General features: G+C 68.8%; 18 protein-coding genes. 3 read left to right on the forward strand and 15 right to left on the reverse strand.

Annotation, left to right across the window (positions count from 1 at the left end):
• Nucleotides 1-204: 204 nt before the first annotated feature.
• Both ACXAFN_RS15050 and ACXAFN_RS15055 read right to left on the reverse strand, forming a co-directional pair.
• A complete protein-coding gene (locus tag ACXAFN_RS15050) occupies nt 205-1257 on the reverse strand; it encodes an NAD(P)-dependent alcohol dehydrogenase (RefSeq protein ID WP_474989892.1) in 1053 nt (350 codons plus the stop codon).
• Between the two features lie 227 nt (nt 1258-1484).
• Nucleotides 1485-1766 (reverse strand): hypothetical protein, encoded by a 282-nt coding sequence (locus ACXAFN_RS15055; RefSeq protein WP_474989894.1) that lies wholly within the window; start codon nt 1764-1766, stop codon nt 1485-1487.
• Between the two features lie 257 nt (nt 1767-2023).
• Between ACXAFN_RS15055 and ACXAFN_RS15060 the strand changes: the two genes are divergently transcribed.
• Nucleotides 2024-2923 (forward strand): AraC family transcriptional regulator, encoded by a 900-nt coding sequence (locus ACXAFN_RS15060; RefSeq protein ID WP_474989896.1) that lies wholly within the window; start codon nt 2024-2026, stop codon nt 2921-2923.
• A 37-nt stretch (nt 2924-2960) separates the two neighbouring features.
• Here the strand turns inward: ACXAFN_RS15060 and ACXAFN_RS15065 are convergent, their stop codons facing one another.
• On the reverse strand, nt 2961-3428 hold the full coding sequence (locus ACXAFN_RS15065; RefSeq protein WP_474989898.1) for a carboxymuconolactone decarboxylase family protein: 468 nt from the start codon (nt 3426-3428) through the stop codon (nt 2961-2963).
• Nucleotides 3429-3547: 119 nt separating this feature from the next.
• On the opposite strand from ACXAFN_RS15065, the gene ACXAFN_RS15070 reads away from it, so the two are divergent.
• Together ACXAFN_RS15070 and ACXAFN_RS15075 are read left to right on the forward strand one after the other, a co-directional pair.
• Nucleotides 3548-4342, forward strand: a complete 795-nt coding sequence (locus ACXAFN_RS15070; protein WP_474989900.1) for a helix-turn-helix domain-containing protein — start codon at nt 3548-3550, stop codon at nt 4340-4342.
• A gap of 30 nt (nt 4343-4372) precedes the next feature.
• Nucleotides 4373-4696 carry a TfoX/Sxy family protein gene (locus ACXAFN_RS15075; RefSeq protein ID WP_474989902.1) on the forward strand — a complete coding sequence of 108 codons (324 nt, stop codon included), beginning with the start codon at nt 4373-4375 and terminating at the stop codon, nt 4694-4696.
• 22 nt (nt 4697-4718) lie between these two features.
• Here the strand turns inward: ACXAFN_RS15075 and ACXAFN_RS15080 are convergent, their stop codons facing one another.
• The 12 genes from ACXAFN_RS15080 to ACXAFN_RS15135 all read right to left on the reverse strand — a co-directional run bounded on the left by ACXAFN_RS15080 (nt 4719) and on the right by ACXAFN_RS15135 (nt 17598).
• Nucleotides 4719-6122 carry an efflux transporter outer membrane subunit gene (locus ACXAFN_RS15080; RefSeq protein ID WP_474989904.1) on the reverse strand — a complete coding sequence of 468 codons (1404 nt, stop codon included), beginning with the start codon at nt 6120-6122 and terminating at the stop codon, nt 4719-4721.
• A complete protein-coding gene (locus tag ACXAFN_RS15085) occupies nt 6115-8049 on the reverse strand; it encodes a MacB family efflux pump subunit (RefSeq protein WP_474989906.1) in 1935 nt (644 codons plus the stop codon). The genes ACXAFN_RS15080 and ACXAFN_RS15085 overlap by 8 nt, the downstream gene beginning before the upstream one ends.
• On the reverse strand, nt 8049-9209 hold the full coding sequence (locus tag ACXAFN_RS15090; protein ID WP_474989908.1) for an efflux RND transporter periplasmic adaptor subunit: 1161 nt from the start codon (nt 9207-9209) through the stop codon (nt 8049-8051). Before ACXAFN_RS15090 ends, ACXAFN_RS15085 begins: the two co-directional genes overlap by 1 nt.
• A 195-nt stretch (nt 9210-9404) precedes the next feature.
• Nucleotides 9405-9995: an SCO family protein gene (locus ACXAFN_RS15095; protein ID WP_474989910.1), complete on the reverse strand. Its 591-nt coding sequence runs from the start codon at nt 9993-9995 to the stop codon at nt 9405-9407.
• 13 nt (nt 9996-10008) lie between these two features.
• Nucleotides 10009-10467, reverse strand: a complete 459-nt coding sequence (locus ACXAFN_RS15100) for a copper chaperone PCu(A)C (RefSeq protein ID WP_474989912.1) — start codon at nt 10465-10467, stop codon at nt 10009-10011.
• A 40-nt stretch (nt 10468-10507) separates the two neighbouring features.
• Nucleotides 10508-10846, reverse strand: a complete 339-nt coding sequence (locus ACXAFN_RS15105; protein WP_474989914.1) for a hypothetical protein — start codon at nt 10844-10846, stop codon at nt 10508-10510.
• A gap of 91 nt (nt 10847-10937) precedes the next feature.
• Nucleotides 10938-11252: a hypothetical protein gene (locus ACXAFN_RS15110; protein WP_474989916.1), complete on the reverse strand. Its 315-nt coding sequence runs from the start codon at nt 11250-11252 to the stop codon at nt 10938-10940.
• Nucleotides 11253-11527: 275 nt separating this feature from the next.
• Nucleotides 11528-12604, reverse strand: coding sequence for a patatin-like phospholipase family protein (locus ACXAFN_RS15115; protein WP_474989918.1), 1077 nt, complete (start codon nt 12602-12604; stop codon nt 11528-11530).
• Nucleotides 12605-12837: 233 nt separating this feature from the next.
• A complete protein-coding gene (locus ACXAFN_RS15120) occupies nt 12838-14577 on the reverse strand; it encodes a sodium:solute symporter family protein (protein WP_474989920.1) in 1740 nt (579 codons plus the stop codon).
• Between the two features lie 226 nt (nt 14578-14803).
• Nucleotides 14804-15292 (reverse strand): LabA-like NYN domain-containing protein, encoded by a 489-nt coding sequence (locus tag ACXAFN_RS15125; protein ID WP_474989922.1) that lies wholly within the window; start codon nt 15290-15292, stop codon nt 14804-14806.
• 81 nt (nt 15293-15373) lie between these two features.
• The gene (locus tag ACXAFN_RS15130; protein WP_474989924.1) at nt 15374-16426 is read right to left on the reverse strand and encodes a proline racemase family protein; all 1053 of its coding nucleotides are present in this window, start codon (nt 16424-16426) and stop codon (nt 15374-15376) included.
• The gene (locus ACXAFN_RS15135) at nt 16423-17598 is read right to left on the reverse strand and encodes an alcohol dehydrogenase catalytic domain-containing protein (RefSeq protein WP_474989926.1); all 1176 of its coding nucleotides are present in this window, start codon (nt 17596-17598) and stop codon (nt 16423-16425) included. The genes ACXAFN_RS15130 and ACXAFN_RS15135 overlap by 4 nt, the downstream gene beginning before the upstream one ends.
• Nucleotides 17599-17685: the final 87 nt, after the last annotated feature.

A 17685-nucleotide genomic window follows, 5' to 3' on the forward strand; every position in this document is an offset into this window, starting at 1 on the left:
TCATACGGTGTTAAGAATCGACTCGTGCGCGAGCCCGGTCAAAGTCCTCATTTACACCGCGTAAACTCCGTCTTTTCGTCGATTTTTGCCTTGTCTGATCATCACTCGTCGACTTTTCAGACATAGCCTAGTGTGTCATGTGGTGTTCGGTGAACGAGGGCCACGACGATGCCGGCCGCCCAGGGGGCGGCCGGCGGTCGGGCATCAGGCCTTGAGCGAGGCCATGTCGATCACGAAGCGGTAGCGCACGTCGCCCTTTTCCATCCGCTCGAAGGCGGTATTGATGTCCTGGATGTCGATGGTCTCGATATCGCAGCGGATATCGTGCTCGGCGCAGAAGTCGAGCAGCTCCTGGGTCTCCTCGATGCCGCCGATCAGCGAGCCGGCCAGCACACGGCGCTTGAACACCAGGTTGAAGCCTTCGACGGCCGGCTCGATGGGATCGAGCAGGCCCACCAGGATGTGGGTGCCGTCGTACTTCAGGGCCGCCAGGTAGGGGTTGAGGTCGTGCTGCACCGGCACGGTGTCGAGCATGAAATCAAAGGTCTCGGCGACGGCGGTCATCTGCGCCTCGTCGGTGGAGACGACCACGTGGTCGGCGCCGTGACGGCGGGCTTCCTCGACCTTGGCCTCGGAGCGGGTGAACACCGTGACCTCGGCGCCCAGCGCCTTGGCCAGCTTGACGCCCATGTGGCCGAGGCCTCCCATGCCGATCACCCCGACCTTGTGGCCGGCCTTGACGCCGTAATGCTTGAGCGGCGAGTAGGTGGTGATGCCGGCGCACAGGATGGGGGCGGCGGAGGCCAGGTCGATGCCTTCGGGCATGCGCAGCACGAAGTGCTCGTTGACCACGATGCGGTCGGAATAGCCGCCCTGGGTGAAGCTGCCGTCGTGACGGTCGTCGCTGCCGTAGGTCATGGTGAAGCCTTCGAGGCAGAACTGCTCGACGCCGTCCTGGCAGGGCTGGCAGTGGCGGCAGGAATCGACCATGCAGCCCACGCCGACCAGATCGCCGACCCGGAACTGGCTGACCGCGTCGCCCACCGCGGTGACGCGGCCGACGATCTCGTGGCCGGGCACGATGGGGTAGCGGGTCATGCCCCAGTCGTTGCGGGCGAAGTGCAGGTCGCTGTGGCAGACGCCGCAGTAGAGGATCTCGATGGCGACGTCATCCGGGCGCGGCTGGCGACGCTCGAAGGAGTAGGGGGCCAGGGACTGGTCGGCGGCATGGGCCGCGTAGGAACGGGCTTGGCTCATGAAGCGAGACTCCTCTCGGTATGAGGGGGTAAGGGGACGAGGACATTATGGGAAGCCGGGGAGCGGTCATGGACCGTCGTTTCTCCGGCGTTTTTGCGCATTCCTCCGAAGGGTGGGGAGCGAGTCGCGCACGATGTCCGGTAAGTCGTCATAATCGGCCGGCGGTGGAAGCGCCGTGGAATGCCAGACGATGACGCCCCGCCGGGGCGTCGTCGCGATTCGACGGTTCAGCTGGTGGCGTGCCGGGCCGGCTCGAGGGCGTCGTCGTGGACCGCGAAGCGGGTCTCGACGCTGCGGGCCTTCAGGGCGGCACGGGCCTGCTGCATGGCCTCGCTGCCGCCGCCGAAGTGGGCGCTCGGGGTGGAGCGCTCCGTCGGCTCGACTCGCTGGTTCATCGGTGCCAGCGGTGCCTGGTTGAGCCGCAGGGCGCGCTCGGCGGCGTTGTCGGCCTGGGCGGTCAGGGACAGGGTGGACAGGAACAGGGCGGACAGGGTCAGTCGGGTCTTCATGGATCGGTCTCCAATGTCGGGAACATCACACGGCGTCGGCGGCGAAGGAGGGCGGCCAAGGTGTGGCCGGGGCCTGTCGTCTCGAACGCTGTGACCTCGTGTGAGGATGGCGACATTATGGCCGGGGAAGCGGCCGCCGAGGACCGGTGTTTCTCCGGCGTTTTTGCTTATTCCTGTGATTCGGTGCGCAAGGAGGCACGAATGTGGGCTAGAATCGTCACGATCATATGGCAGGACCGAAAACAGAGGAACCCGGGATGCAAGTCTTGAAAGCCGTGTCATGCCCGCTGGTCGAGCTGCTCGCGCCGCTGGTCGAGCGAGACGGCTATACGCCGACCCCGCTGTCGACGGTAACGCTGATGGGGGTGCGACGCCCCTGCGCCCGCACGCCGCTGATGTACGAACCGAGCCTGATCATCGTCGCCCAGGGCTACAAGATCGGCTATCTCGGCGATCGCGAGATCCACTACGGCCCTGGCCAGTACCTGGTGCAGACGCTGCCGCTGCCCTTCGAGTGCGAGACCCACGCCTCGGCCGAGGCGCCGCTGCTGGGCATGTCGATACGCCTCGATCCGGCGCTGCTCGGCGAGCTGGTGACCGCCATGGGCGAGCGCGACACCGAAGACGAGGAAGCGCCCGTGCCCATGGCCTCGGTGTCGATGACCGAGGGCATGCTGGGGGCGAGCGTGCGGTTGCTGAGAACGCTGCACGACCCCGCCGAGACCGCCGCCATGGGGCCGCTCCGCGTGCGCGACGTGATCTTCGAGGCGCTGCGCGGCGAGCAGGGGCCGGCGCTGCGTGCCCTGGTGCACCACCAGGGGCACTATTCGCGGATCGTCCAGGTGCTGTCGCGATTGCATGGCCACTTCGCCGAGGAGATCTCGGTGGAGGACCTGGCGCGTCAGGCCAGCATGAGCCCCTCGACCTTCCACCAGCACTTCAAGCGGGTGACCCAGGCGTCGCCGCTGCAGTACCTCAAGCGCCTGCGACTGATCAAGGCCCAGCAGCTGCTCGTCCAGGAGGCCCGCAACGTCAACCAGGCCGCCGAGGCGGTGGGGTATCGCAGCGTTTCCCAGTTCAGCCGCGACTACAAGCGCTACTTCGGCATCTCGCCGCTGCAGCACCGCAAGGAAGAGCGTGCGCTGCAGGCGTCGTGAGGTCCCCTCGGCGACAGGCGACGAGGGGCGATCCGCCTCAGCCCGCGCCGTCGAACTGGCCCGGCGTATAGCTGCCGGCCTCGGCGCCGAAGCCGACGCTCAGGCGGTTCCAGCCGTTGATTGCCACGATCGCCAGGGTCAGGTCGACGATCTGCTTGTCGCCGAAGTGCCGGCGCAGTTCCGCCAGCAGGCCGTCGTCGAGGTCCGACTGGGCCAGCCGGGTGGTGGCCTCGGCCCAGGCCAGGGCGGCCCGTTCGCTCGCCCGGAAGAAGGGGGTGTCGCGCCAGGCACTGAGGGCGTACAGGCGCTGCTCGGTTTCCCCGGCCAGGCGGGCGTCCTGGGTGTGCATGTCGATGCAATAGGCGCAGCGGTTGAGCTGGGAGACGCGTATCTTGATCAGGTGCAGCAGGCCGTCCTCCAGCGAGCGCTCGGCCTTGATGTAGCGCTCCAGCCCGGCCATGGCGCGCAGGGCGCCGGGTGCTTGCGTCGGATAGTTCAGTTGCATGGGGCATTTCCTCGTCTGATGGGGACGAGGGACAGCCTAGGCGGTCCGGCGGCCGGGCCATTGTAAAAAATCGACACCGCTCGATAAGATGCGGCATCGACGGTCGTGGATGCCGTGCCATGGATGCCTTTCAGACCTACCGACCCAGCCCGGCGCTCGCCACCCACGTGCAGTGCTACTGGCGGCTGCGCCATGCCGGCCCGGCCGGCTCGCCCGGCTTCATGCACCCGGATGCCGGCAGCGGCCTCATCTTCACCCTGGCCGGGGCGCTGGCGTTCGACGGCGAGGCGCTGCGCGCCACCACGCTGGCCTGCGGGCCGGCCATGCGCAGCGCGCGGGTCGAGATCATCGGCCCGCTGGAGGCCTTCGGCATTCGCTTCCACCCGGGGCGCGGCTACCCCTTCTTCGGCCTGCCGTTGCCGGAACTGCGCGGCCACCAGGACCTGGCCCTGTTGCCCCAACCATTGGCGCCGTTCGAGGCCCTGCAGGACCGGCTGGCCGCGGCCCATGGCACCGCCGAGCGCATCGCCCTGATCGAGGCGACCCTGTTGCGGCGGCTGGAGCGTTGCCCGCCACGGCCCCACCCCGACCTGGCTCAGGTGCTGGGCATGATCGAGCGGCATCACGGGACCCTGCCGCTGTCGCGGCTGATGGCGCACAGCGGTGTCGGCCAGCGCCAGCTGGAGCGCCTGTTCCATACCCAGGTAGGGTTCACCCCCAAGCAGTTCAGCCGCCTTCAGCGGGTCGGCTTCGCCCGGGAGCTGATTCGCTCGGCGGCGGAGGCGTCGATGACCGATATCGCCTACCGCACCGGTTTCGCCGATCAGGCCCACTTCACCCATGATTTCCGGCGGGTGATGGGCATCACCCCTGGCGCCTACCAGGCGAAACGGCGGGCCCTGACGGCGGGCTGAGCCCTCGCGTTTCTGGATAAGGGAGCAGGGATGAGCGAGTACACGGAACACCTGCGGGACGTATTCTCGCTGTTGGGCCCGATCACCACGCGACGGATGTTCGGCGGGCATGGGGTCTATCACGATGGGGTGATGTTCGCCCTGGTGGCGGACGAGACTCTCTACCTCAAGGCGGACACGGACAACGTGGCGGATTTCGAACGCCAGGAGCTCGAACCCTTCGCGTACCTGCGCCGCGGGAAGGTCGTCAGACTCTCGTATTACCGGGCGCCGGAGGCGCTGTTCGAGGACCCCGAGCTGGCGCTGGCATGGGCGCGTCGTTCCCTGGCGGCGGCACTGCGTGGTCGCGCCTGAACAGGTCACGGCCTCGCGCGGGTCAGGCGTTCGGTGCCAAAACCTCGTCGTCCCGGGCCTCGCTGCCCTCGCCGAGCACCCGGAACAGGGTGACCCGGGACTGGTACCGGTCGAGGGCCAGGTCCAGGCGGGTCTGGCGGGCGCCGTTGAAGCTGCTCTGGGCGCTCAGCACGTCGGTGAGCTCGGTGGCGCCTTCCCGGTAGCGGACACGGGCGATGCGGTAGGCTTCCTCCGCTTGCCGGTAGGCCTCGTCGCGGTATTGCCGCTGGTCGGCCAGGGCCCGCACGCTGCCGAGGGACTGCTCCACTTCCTGCAGGGCGGTGAGCAGGGTGCCGACGTAGCCGGCGCGCTGCTCCTCCCAGGCGGCGGTGGCCTGATCCACCCGGGCGCCGCGCGCGCCGCCGTCGAACAGCGTCTGGGGCAGCGACAGAGCCAGGTTGTAGAGGGCGTCGCCGCTGAGCAGTGACGACAGGTCGCTGCTGGAATAGCCGCCGCTGCCGGTGAGGGAGATCGACGGCCAGTAGTCGGCCCGGGCGACCGCCACCTGTCGATCGGCGGCCATCAGCGAGGCCAGGGCCTGGGCGACATCCGGGCGCCGGGCGAGCACCTGGTCCGGCAGGCCGGCCTGGATGTCCGGCAGGGCCAGTGCCTCGAGCCCGCCGCCGTCCACCGAGAAGCCCTGGGGCGTCTCGCCGACCAGTACGGCCAGCGCGTAGCGGCTCTGGCGCAGCTGCTGGCGCAGGTCGGGCAACTGGGCCCGGGCGTTGGCCACCGCGGTGCGCTGCTGGGCCAGGTCCAGGGGCGAGACGGCGCCGTTGTCCACCTTGGCCCTCACCACTTCCAGCAAGCGTTCGGCGAGTGCCAGGTTGTCCTGGGTCAGCGCCAGGCTGTCCTGCAGGTAGCGCACCTGCAGGTAGGTGTTCACCACGCTGGCGAGCACGCTGAGCCGCACGGTGTCGCGGGCGAAGCGGCTGGCCAGCAGCGAGGCCTTGGCCGCATCGCGGCTGTTGCGCAGCGCACCCCACAGGTCGAGCTCGTAGCTGGCGTTGAGATTGGCGCTGTAGCCCTCGGTGGTGCCGCTGGCGCCGAGCGTGCCGTTGCGGCTGGCACCGGTGGAAAGCCCCAGGGTCGGGAACAGCGAGGCGCCGGCCTGGGCGAGCTGGGCGTCGGCCTGCTCGATGCGCGCGGCAGCCGCCTGCAGGTCGGTGTTGGCGGCCAGCGCCCGGGCCACCAGCCGGTCCAGCTCGTCGCTGCCGAACTGCGTCCACCAGCGAGGCTGGGCCACCATGGCCTGGCTGACGCGCTGCTGATTCAGCCACTGGGCGGGCGGCTCGGCGGTCGGCGCGTCGAGCCCGGAGCTCAGGGCGCAGCCGGACAGCAGCGACGCCGCCAGCAGCAGGGCGACGGTGCGGTTCATGCTAATCATTGCTCAATGCCTCCACCGGGTTCAGGCGCGCGGCCTTGAGCGCCGGGGCAAAACCGAACAGCAGCCCGATGACGGCGGCACAGAAGAACGACGCCACCATCACCGGCACGGAAAACACGATGGCCATGCCGAGCCAGGTCAGCAGCCCACCCACCAGCAGGCCGGCGGCCACGCCGATGAGGCCGCCCAGGGCGGAGACCACCACCGACTCGGTGAGGAACTGCTGGAGGATGTTGCGCTGGCGCGCCCCGGTGGCCATGCGGATGCCGATCTCGTGGACCCGCTCGGCGACGCTGACCAGCATGATGTTCATCACCCCGATGCCGCCGACCAGCAGCGAGATCGCGGCGATCGAGCCGAGCAGCATGGTCAGGGTGTTCTGGGTCTCGGAGACCATGTCGAGCAGCGAGGCCATGTTGAACACGCGCACGTCGCGCTGGCCGTGGCGCTGGGTGAGCAGGTCCACGGCGGCCTGTTCGGTGGCGTCGATGCGCGAGACGTCGTCCACCGCCAGGGTGATCGAGCGCAGGTAGTTCTGGCCGAACAGCCGCAGCGTGCCGGTGGAGAGCGGCACGAACACTACGTCGTCCTGGTCGTCGCCCCAGTCGGTGGCGCCCTGGGCGCCCATCACGCCGATGACCTGGAAGGGGATGCTGTCGAGCATCAGGAACTGGCCCAGCGGATCGCTGTTCGGGAAGAGGTTGTCCTTGACCGTCTGGCCGATCACCGCCACCGGCGCGTAGGCGGCCTGGTCCTGCTCGGCGAAGAAGATGCCCTGTACCGGCTGCCAGTCGCGCAGGCCGGTGAAGTCCGCGGTCACCGCCTGCACGCTGGTGGAGACGTCCTGGCCGTTGGCCCGGGCGGTGACGCTGCCGGAGATCTCCGGCACGGCGGTGCGCACGTTGGGCAGGGTCTCGAGCGCTTTGGCGTCGTCCGGCACCAGGGTGGCGATCACGCCGTCGGCCACGCGCTGCTGGCCGCGGTCCGGGCGGATCACCAGCAGGTTGGTGCCGCGGTCGCTGATGCGCGCCACCACGTCCTGCTTGGCGCCCTGGCCGATCGCCAGCATCACCACCACCGCGCCGACGCCGATCACGATGCCGAGCAGGGTCAGCAGGGTGCGCAGCCAGTTGGCCCTGAGCGAGCGCAGCGCCATCAGCACCGCCTCGCCGATCTCGCCGGCGTCCGGCAGGCCGGAGCGCTGCGGCGGCTCGGCCACGGCCTGGGCCTTGTCGCCGCGATGGGGGCGGTGGTGGCGGTCGTCGAGGATCCGGCCGTCGTGGATCTCCACCACGCGGTCGGCGTGTTCGGCGACCTTGGCATCGTGGGTGATCACGATCACCGTATGTCCCCGGCGGGCCAGCTCGCGCAGCTGCGCCATCACCGCTTCGCCGCTGACGCTGTCCAGGGCGCCGGTGGGTTCGTCGGCCAGGATCACCTGGCCACCGTTCATCAGCGCCCGGGCGATGGAGACCCGCTGCTGCTGGCCGCCGGAGAGCTGGTGGGGACGGTTCTCCAGGCGCTCGCCCAGGCCGAGCTCGGCGAGCAGCCGCTGGGCGCGGGTCTTGCGTTCGTCGCGCGGCATGCCGGCGTAGATGGCGGGCAGGGCCACGTTTTCCCAGGCGCTGGCGGTGCCGATCAGGTGGTAGCTCTGGAACACGAAGCCGAACATCTCGCGGCGCAGCCAGGCCAGTTGCTCGTGGTCCATCGCGGTGACCGGCCGGCCGGCGAAGCGATACTCGCCGCCGCTGGGCTGGTCCAGGCAGCCGAGGATATGCATCAGCGTGGACTTGCCGGAGCCGGAGCTGCCCATGATGGCGAGGAACTCGCCGGCCTCGATATTGAGATCGATGCCGTGCAGCACCTCCACGTCCTGCTCGCCGGCCGGGTAGCGCTTGCGGATGTCGCGCAGCTCGATCAGCGCCATCAGAACAGCCCCCGACGGCGCGGCGCGTCGCCGGTTCGGTTGGCCTGGCCGGACGCCGCCTGGCCCATCACCACGCGGTCGCCTTCCTCGAGACCGCCCTCGATCACCGTGCGCACCCGGTTGCTGAAGCCGGCCTCGACCTCGCGTCGTTGTGGCTCGCCGCGGGCGTCGAGCACCCGCACTCGGGACCCGCCCGAGGCGTCGCCCCGGACGGCGGCCACCGGAACGTTGAGCACGTCCCGCGCCGACTGCACCACGAAGAAGACCTGGGCGGTCATGCCGGACATCAGCCGGCCGTCGTCGTTGTCGACGGCGAACTCGGCGGTATAGAGCACCACGTTGTTGACCACTTCCGGGGTCGGCAGCACCTGGCGCAGGGTGCTGTCATAGCGCACCCGGCCGTTGCCCAGGGTATTGAAGTAGACCGGCATGCCCGCGGCGAGACGATCCACGTCGGCCTCGGAGACCTGGGTGGAGACCGTCATGGTCGACAGGTCGGCGATGCGCATCAGCGTCGGGGTGGTCTGGTTGGCGTTCAGGGTCTGGCCCTCGCGGGCCTCGAGGCTGACCACCGTGCCGTCGCGCGGGGCATAGATCCTGGCGTAGCCGAGGTTGGCCTGGTCGCCCTCGACGCTGGCCTGCTTCTGACGAATCTGCGCCTCGAGCACCTTGATCTGCGCCCGGGTGACGGCGAGGGTGGAACGGGCGGTCTGGAAGGCGTCGTCGCTGGTGGCGTCGGCCTCGCGCAGGCGCTGCTGGCGCTGGTACTGCAGGCGGGCGAGCGCCAGTTCCGCCTGGCGCTGTTCGAGCTGGGCGCGCAGCGCTTCGAGCTCGGCCAGCCCGGCCTCCACCTGGGTCTGCTGCACCGAGGCGTCGAGCTCCGCCAGCAGTTGCCCGGCTTCCACGCGATCGCCCACGTCCACGTGCAGCTCGGTGAGCTGGCCGGACACCTGGGCGCCGACATCCACGTAGTCCTCGGGCTCCAGCGTGCCCAGTGCCGTCACCACTTCCTCGACGTCGCCGCGCTCCACCTGGGCGGTCTGCCATTGCACCGCCGGGGCCGAGGCCAGCCCCCAGCGCCAGCCGGCCACCAGCAACAGGGCGACGATGATCAGCAACGACAGGGGCGTTTTCGGGCGACGGCGAATCCAGCGTGTCATGGCGCATCCAGGAACCAATGAGAATGGTTCACGACTCTAGCGTCGCAAATTGCAAACAATATGATTTGGTTGGGAGGAAAATGATAAGCAGGGTTCGAGGGCGAGGAGCGCGGAGCGAGGGACAAGGAGTGAGGGTAGGAGCGGGGGGCAGGAGTGAGGTGGCGACCACGGCGGCGGGCGCCGCCGTGGTGGGCGTCAGCCCTGGGACGCCAGGCGGCCGATATCGGCGACCAGGTTCTCCATCGGGTCGCTGTCGCGCAGCAGCAGCTGCGCGTTGCCCTGGGGGTCGAAGGCGAAGATGGCGCTCGAGTGGGTGACGTCGTAACTGCCCTCGGGATACTGGTCGCCGTACTCGTAGGAGACGCGATAGCGGTTGGTCAGCGCATCCAGCTCGGCGGTATCGCCGGTCAGGCCGATGAACTGTGGACCGAACACTTCCGTGTAGCGCTCCAGGACCTCGGGGGTGTCGCGCGTCGGGTCCACCGAGACGAACAGCACCTGGATGTCGTCGCGAAGCGCTTCGTCGAGCTGCTGGGTGACGGCCGCGAGACGCGCCAGCGAGGTCGGGCAGACGTCGGGGCAGTGGGTGAAGCCGAAATACATCAGCGTGGTCTTGCCGAGGTAGTCCGCCTCGTTCACTGTCTCGCCGTTTTCGTCGACGAGGGTGAAGTCCAGCGCCGGCATGATTTCGGAGATGTCCGTGGTGCGCCAGTTCTGGTCGCTGCAGCCGGCCAGCCACAGCGACGCCGCGAGCGGCAGGCACCACTTGGAGAGGGCGGGAGTCATGGTCGCTCTCATGTTACAGGGAGGTGGGCGAGACCACATCGAAGGTGACAGGAAGCCGACGGTCGTCGGCGAACTCGAGGGTGACCTCGACCTCGTCGCCCACGGCGAGCGGGCGGGCGCGCTTCATCAACATCAGGTGATAGCCCTTGGGGGCGAACTCGAGCGTATCGCCGGGGGCCACCTCGAGTTCGGAGACCGAATGCATGCTGGACATGCCTTCCTCGCTCATGGTCATGTGCAGCATCACATCGCCGTAGGCGTCGCTGTCGGCGCCTGTCAGGGTCACGGGTTCGTCGCCGGCGTTGTGCAGCCGGAAGTAGCCGGCACCCGGCAGGTCGCCCGGCATCAGCCGCAGCCGCGCCTCCGAGACGTCCAGGTCCGCGGCCTGGGCGGTACCCGCCGACAGCAGCAGGGCCAGCAGGCCGAAGGCCAGTCGGTGCGGGGAGCGTGTCAGGGTGTCGCGGATCGGCATGGCGATTCTCCGTTGGGTGGTGCCGTGTCCCGGCGCGGTGTCAGCAGACCGCCGACAGGCTGCAGTGCGACTTGTAGCGGCGCGAGTTGACGTCCAGCGTGAGGCGGTCGTTGGTGGTGTCGTAGAAGAAGGAGGCGTAGCCATCCTCCGAGTCGGTGGTGCGGTACAGGCCACAGACGCCGTAGCCGTATTGCACTTCCTGCAGATGGCGCAGCTCGATCTCGCTCGAGGTATCGAGAGAGCTCGCCAGGGCCCGCTGGATCTTGCCGTCGAGGCGGCCGTCGGCGATGACCTGGCCACCGAAGATGGCACCGGCGAGGGCCAGTATCAGGACCACCGGAATGGCCAGCATCAAGACGAAGGGACGAGAATGTGACATGGCCGGGATTCTATGTGCGTCCGGGGGAGCCGACAAGCGGGCGCGGCGTTTGACCGCAGGGCCAGAGCGTCGTCGGTAGGAGGCGTGACCTTCAGAGCCGTTGGATGTCGATCACATAGCCGATGATCGGGTAGCCGGCCTGGCGGGCGGCCTTTTCGGCTTCCATCTGGGCCTCGAGCTTGGAGATGCTGGTGGAGTGGTATTCGAAGGTGCTGTCCATCTCCAGCTGCTTGGTGCGCACGGCGAGCTTGACGATGTGGCCGGTGCGGATCTCGCTGGCCTTCGCTCGGGCGGCCGGTGGCTCCTTGGCGGGGGGCGGACGCTTGGCGGTGCCGGGCTCCGCCTTGAGGAAGGCGTCGATCTCCTGGTGCATGGTCTTCTCGAAGTCATCCAGCTCTCTGCTCATGGGGCTCCTTGGTCGGTCTCTCGTGATGGCATGGGATAGTGCCAGAAACGCGAGGCGGCGGCTAATGTCGGCCGGCGGCACGATGCGCTGCGCGTCGAGCCCGGAGCGCCAGGTCATCGTCATGCGCAGCGAGCCGGCGTGCTAGGAGGGGGAATGACCGAGGGTCGGTTGTGAGATCGCCCCCGTCAGGACATAGGCAGGGCTTTCGGAGATCTCACGAATAATGCTCGGACCCCTGGTGCTGGACGAGTTCACGACATGCAAGACCGGCTTGGTCAGTCGGCGTTATCCGGTCGAGTCAGCGGTGCGGCGAAGGTGTCGTCGAAGACGGCGTCCAGATCGAAGGTGGAGTGCCGGCCGATGGCCTCGAAGTGCTCGGCCAGCCAGCGGTCGGCCCAGGCGCGTCCCTGGTCGTGCAGCCGCGAGATGAACTCCCACTCGGCGTTCATCTTGCTGGAGGCGCTGAGTTCCTCGACCTCCTGCTCGGCGTGGATCAGGTGCAGGCGCATGGCACGGACGCGCTCGAGCTCCAGGCCCTCGGCCTCGATCAGCCGCTGCAGCAGCCGGATGCTGCGCAGTTCCTTGACCAGGCTCGAGTTGAAGGTGATCTCGTTGACCCGGTTGATGATCTCCCGGGCACCGTCGGGCAGCTTGCGGCGGACCAGCGGGTTGACCTGCACCACCACCAGGTCGCTGCAGCCGCGGTTGTCGACCAGCGGATAGAGGGCGGGGTTGCCGCTGTAGCCGCCGTCCCAGTAGGCTTCGCCGTCGATTTCCACGGGAGCGAACAGGGTCGGCAGGCAGGCCGAGGCCATCAGGGTATCCACCGAGAGGGCGGGTTGGCGAAAGATCGTCGCCCGGCCGGTGCGTACGTTGGTGGCGGTGACGAAGACCTTGACCTGGCCGCAGGCATTGACTCGGGCGAAGTCGACCTGCTTCTCGATCAGGTCGCGCAGGGGATTGAGGCCCAGCGGGTTGAGGCGCCCCGGGTCCACCAGCCGGGTCAGCCCCTCCACGAACAGGTAGCCGGGGGAGTAATCGAGGCTATCGTTGCCCATCAGGCGGTCCCAGAAGGTGCGCCGCAGGGGAGAGAAACGGGCCATGCGGCTCACCGCCTCCCAGAAGGCTCGCAGCGCCTCGCGGGCGCCGTCGCGGCCGTTGCGGTGCAGGCCGTCGGCGAGCATCACGGCGTTCATGGCCCCGGCGCTGGTGCCGCTGATGGCGTCGATCTCGAGGCGCTCGTCCTCCAGCAGGCGGTCGAGCACGCCCCAGGTCAGGGCCCCGTGGGAGCCGCCGCCCTGCAGGGCCAGGTCGATGCGTTTCCTGTCTGCCGCGGGGATGCGGTTAGCCATGCGAGCTCCTGTGTCGGCGTCCATGCTGCGTTGCAGTGTAGACGGCTCGCGCCATGCTTGCCGTGGCTTCCTGGCCACGCTCCGGGAGCGCAGGGCCGCTACAGGGGAGGCAGGGGTGGGCACCGAGTGCGCCCATCGGCCGGTCGGGCACGATGGGCGCAGGCAGTGAAGCGGCGGGATGGCGAGCCAGGCGCCCGGGTCGGCGCGCCGCGCTCGATGGCGAAAGGTGGCGGTCAGGCCTCGGCCGGGAGATCTCGGCGGGCGGCGCCGCGCGAGCGCACCACGCGATAGCCCACGGCGCCGGCGATCACCAGCATGGCGCCGCAACCTGCGGCCAGGGCGTAGGCGCCGGTGACCGCCGACTCGGGGATACCGAAGCGGCCGGCCAGTTCGGCCAGCGTCACGGCGTACTGGCGCCACAGGAAGGCACCGACGCCGACGCCTGCCAGCATGGTGAAGACGGCCACCCGGCGCGAGCCGGCGGCCCAGCCGCTGGCCTCGTGCTCCGCGTCGCGATGCAGGAAGGCCAGGTAATCGCGCTCGGCCTGGCTGACCCGGGTCAGCCGCGAGGCCACGACGATCGCCACCAGCGCCATCAGGGTGCTGAGCAGCACCGGGTGCAGGTAGGTCGGCAGCGCGATCCACTCGGCCTGGACCATCAGCGACAGGATGAGGTTGCCAACGAAGCCGACCGTCAGGCCCCAGCCGGCGCCGGCGGCGGTGATCCGGCGGCTCCAGATGCTCATCAGCGCCACCGGACCCCAGGAGGAGGCGAACAGGGTCGCCGCGAACCACACCACGGCCATCACCGCCGGCGGCTGGAACAGCGCCAGCACCAGGGCGGCCAGGCCGGCGCCCAGCACCGCGATGCGGCTGGCGCGCATGGCCGAGGCCTCGCTGCGGTTGGCGGGCAGGATGTCGTTGGAGATGCTGAAGCCGATGATCGACAGGAAGGTCGAGCAAGATGACAGGCCGGCGGCGAAGACGCCGGTGAGGATCACCACGCCGAGCCAGGTCGGCAGCACGTTGAGGGCCGCCCACACCATGGCGCGTTCGCCGTTCAGCGTCGGGTCATACAGGTTGATCGCCGCGCCGGTCATCATCATCAGGGCGTAGAAGACGGCCAGCGACACCGCGGTGAGCATCGCCGAGCGCATCACCACCTGCTCGTTGCGCGCCATCAGGTAGCGGCTGGACTGCCAGGGGCTGGCTGCCAGCACGGCGGCCCACACCAGGCCCAGGGTCAGGCCCCAGGTCAGGGCCTCGCCGGGCGTCGAGAAGGCCGCCTCGTCACCCTGCAGCACGCCGTGCCACAGGGCGATGCCGGGCTTGTCGCCCTGGGCCAGCAGGCCCTCGACCACGCCGTGCCAGCCGCCCAGGTCATGGATGATGTACAGCGAGCCTCCCAGCGCCGCCACCGAGAAGATCACGAACATCACCGTGTCGGTCAGCATCACCCCCGGCGAGCCGGAGTAGAGGATGAAGCCGGTATAGGTCAGCCACACCAGCACCAGGCCGACCCAGTAGGGCAGGCCGGTGAGTTCCTGGAACATGATGCCCGCGCCCTGCATCACGCCCAGCAGGTAGGCGCCCAGGCCCAGCACCGTGGTCAGGCCGGCGATCCGTTGCACGCGCTTCGAGGCGAAGCGCTTGCCGAAGAACTCCGGCACCGTCAGGGCGCCGCTGCGGCGCAGGTAGCGGCCGAAGGCCAGCGCGCCGAGCAGGCAACCCGAGGTGCTGATGGCGGCGAAGATCAGCATCACGAAGGGATAGCCCTGGTAGGCGAAGCCGGTTTCGCCGAGGAAGGCGCTGGTGCTCAGGTAGCTGGCCACCAGGGTGCCGAGGATGAGAAAGGTCGGGGCGTTGCGCCCGGCGACCAGATAGTCGTCGAGGTGCTTGACCCGGCGCCCGGCCAGGTGGCCGATGACGAAGTAGCCGATCAGGCTCAGCAGGATGGCGGAGGTGTAGACCATGGCAGGAACCGTAATTTATTGATTTGTGGGGGACCATGATGCGGCTCCGCCGCGGGGAAGGCGTTCTGGAAGCGTCATGGCATGCCGTCGATGCGACATCGGAGGGTGGGAGTCTGCGCTGAGCAGACGGCGCGACGGGCAATGCGGCGACTGGGGCGCCGCGAGAAGGCTGTGAAACGCCCGACGCATGGCGTCTGGAGGATCGTTTCGCCGCTGGTGTGCCGGGCTAGCGTGGGGGAGCGCCCAGCAGCAGCTCGCCCTCGATGGGCACGAAGCGGCTGGCCGAGCGGATCAGGGCATCGGCGGTGTAGGCGGGGACCCCGAAGACCTCCACTTCCACTCCGAACTTGTCGCGCAACTTGTCGACGAGCGGGGCGAAGTCGCCGTCGCCGGAGGCCAGCACCACCAGGTCCACCTCGCCGGCGTGCTCGATGGCGTCCAGGGTGATGCCCACGTCCCAGTCGCCCTTGGCCGAGCCGTCGGCGCGCTGGATGAAGGGCTTGAGCCTCACCTCGAAGCCTATGGCGCGCAGGATGTTCTGGAACTGGCGCTGCTTCTCGTCGCCGCGATCGATGGCATAGGCGAAGGCCCGGCTCACCTGGCGTCCTGCGGTGGCTCGGGCCCAGAGGGTGTTGTAGTCGACGTTGCGACGATGAGCCTGGCGGCTGGTGTAGTAGAGGTTCTGGACATCCAACAGGATCAGTACCTTCGGCATGCAGGCCCCTTGGCGAGGGTTGGCCGGGCGGCGTGGCCGCGGCAGAAGACAACGCGCCGGCTCGAAGCCGGCGCGCCTGGCTCAGCTCGCGGCGTCGTGTCGCGAGCCGAGGATATGGTACACGCTGTCGTCGCGAACCATGGGATCCTCGGGGTTGATGACGATGTCGGAGTGGGCCAGCACGAAGGCCTTGCCGGTAATGGTGTTCTCCACCACCGGCTGTTGGCCCTCCAGGCGAGTGCCGGTGAACTCGCCGATGAAGCCGGTCTCGCGCAGCGAGACGGTCTCGAGCTTGTCACCGGGGCGGATGCGCCCTTCATGATGCATCAGCGCCAGGCGCGCGGAGGTGCCGGTGCCGGTGGTGCTGCGGCAGATCACCCCGGGATGCACGTAGGTGGTGGAACGCGAGCGATAGAAGTCGTCGGCCACCTGTTCCACGGGGCCCATGAAGTGCAGGAAGGGCAGCGGGCCCACGTCGCCCAGGGTGTAGTGGGAGAAACCGCGCTCGGCCTGCAGCGCCTCGACGATCTTGTAGGCGCATTCCGACAGCGCGCGTTCCTCCTCGCGCACCAGCGAGAAGCCCAGTTCGGCGGCGTCGACCAGCGCATAGAAGCCGCCGCTGTAGGCCACGCTGTAGGTGACGTCGCCGATGGTGGGCACGTGGATGGTGCTGCGATAGGTGTCGATGTAGCTCGGCAGCCCCTCGCAGGTGATGGCCTCGACCACGTCGTTCTCCACCAGCGCCTCGATCTGCACCCGCCCGGCGGGGGATTCCAGCAGGAAGCGCTGGCGGCCCTCGCGCTTGGGCACCAGGCCGGCTTCCAGCACCGCCGTGGCGGTGCAGATGGTGTTGGAGCCGGAGTAGATGGGGTAGCCCATCACCTCCATGATGATGTAGCCGGCCTCGGCCTCCGGGTCGGTGGCCGGCACGATCAGGTCCACCGACATCTCGGGGATGCCGTAGGGCTCGTCGAGCAGCAGCTTGCGCAGGCCGTCGGCGTCGTCGCGCAGGTAGTGCATCTGGTCGCGCACCGTGGCGCCCGGCAGCGGGTCGATGCCGCCGAGCACGATGCGGCTGACGTCGCCGCCGGCGTGGGTGTCCATCAGCCGGATCTTCAGCTCGGGCTTGCTCATGGTGTTCCCTCGAGGGCGAAGGGGGCGCCGTGCTCGTCCCACTCGGCATCGGGGACGATCACGATCTTACCCAAATAGTTGCTGCCGCGGTTGACGAAGTAGCGCTCCGCCTCGCGCAGGTCGGAGAGCCTGAAGGCCGCGTGCAGCACCGGCTTGAGCCGGCCGCCGCGGATCCATTCCACCAGCTGCTCGGCCTCCTCGCGGGTGCCGTGGGAAACGCCGAAGATCTGTACCTGGTAGAGGTAGATGCGGGTCCACATGATCTCGCTGACGTTGCCGCCGCTGGCCCCGGCGATCGACAGCCTCGGGTAGCTCGCGCGGGCCTTCATGTCGAAGATCATGGTGTCGATGAAGCGATCGGTCATCTCGCCGCCGACCAGGTCCATCACCGCGTCGATCGGCGCGCCGCCGGTCACCGCCCTGACCTTGGCCTCGAAGTCGTGCATGTCGGAGCGGTCGAGCACCGCCTCGGCGCCGAGCTCGAGCAGCGCGGGGGCCTTGTCCTGCTGGCTCAGGGCGTAGGGAATGGCGCCCACTACCCGGCACAGCTGGATCAGGGCGGTGCCCACGCCGCCGCTGGCGCCGGTGACCAGGATGCGTTCGCCGGTCTTCACGCCCGCCGCGGTCATCATGTGGTAGGCGGTCTGGTAGGAGCACATGCCCATGGCGGCCAGCTCGGCGTCGGCGAGCTCGGGATTCGGCACGTGGTGGAACTGGTCGGAGGGCACGGCGACGTATTCGGCGAAGCCGCCGTCGGCGCCGTGGCCGTAGTAGTCCGGCGTCAGGTTGATGTCGCGGCGCGCGTCGGCGTAGAGGTTGAAGTCCAGCAGGCCACGCTCCCCCAGGCGCGAGGCATCGACGCCGTCGCCCACGGCGGCCACCCGGCCGACCACGTCGGCGCCCTGGATGCGCGGGAAGGTCAGGGTCGGTGAGCCGCCCATGGCGAACGAGGTCACGTCGCCCTGGTCCTTGGTGGGGTAGAGGCCCTCGCGCGCCTTGCGGTCGGTGTTGTTCTTGGCGGTGGCGGTGACCTTCACCAGCACCTCGCCGGGACCGGGGCGCGGTGTGGGCACGGACTCATCGAAGACCAGCTGGTCCACGTCGCCGTGACCGACCAGCCGCATGGCGGCCATGGTGGGGGGGACCTGAGCGGGCAGGGACGCTGCGCCCATCGGCAAACTCCTCGTCTGGGGTGGATTCAAGGGCGACGATAGCAAAGTCGCCGGCGCGCACCATCAGGGGTTTTTTTCGATTTATTG

The organism is Halomonas sp. ABH4_019, assembly GCF_056159885.1.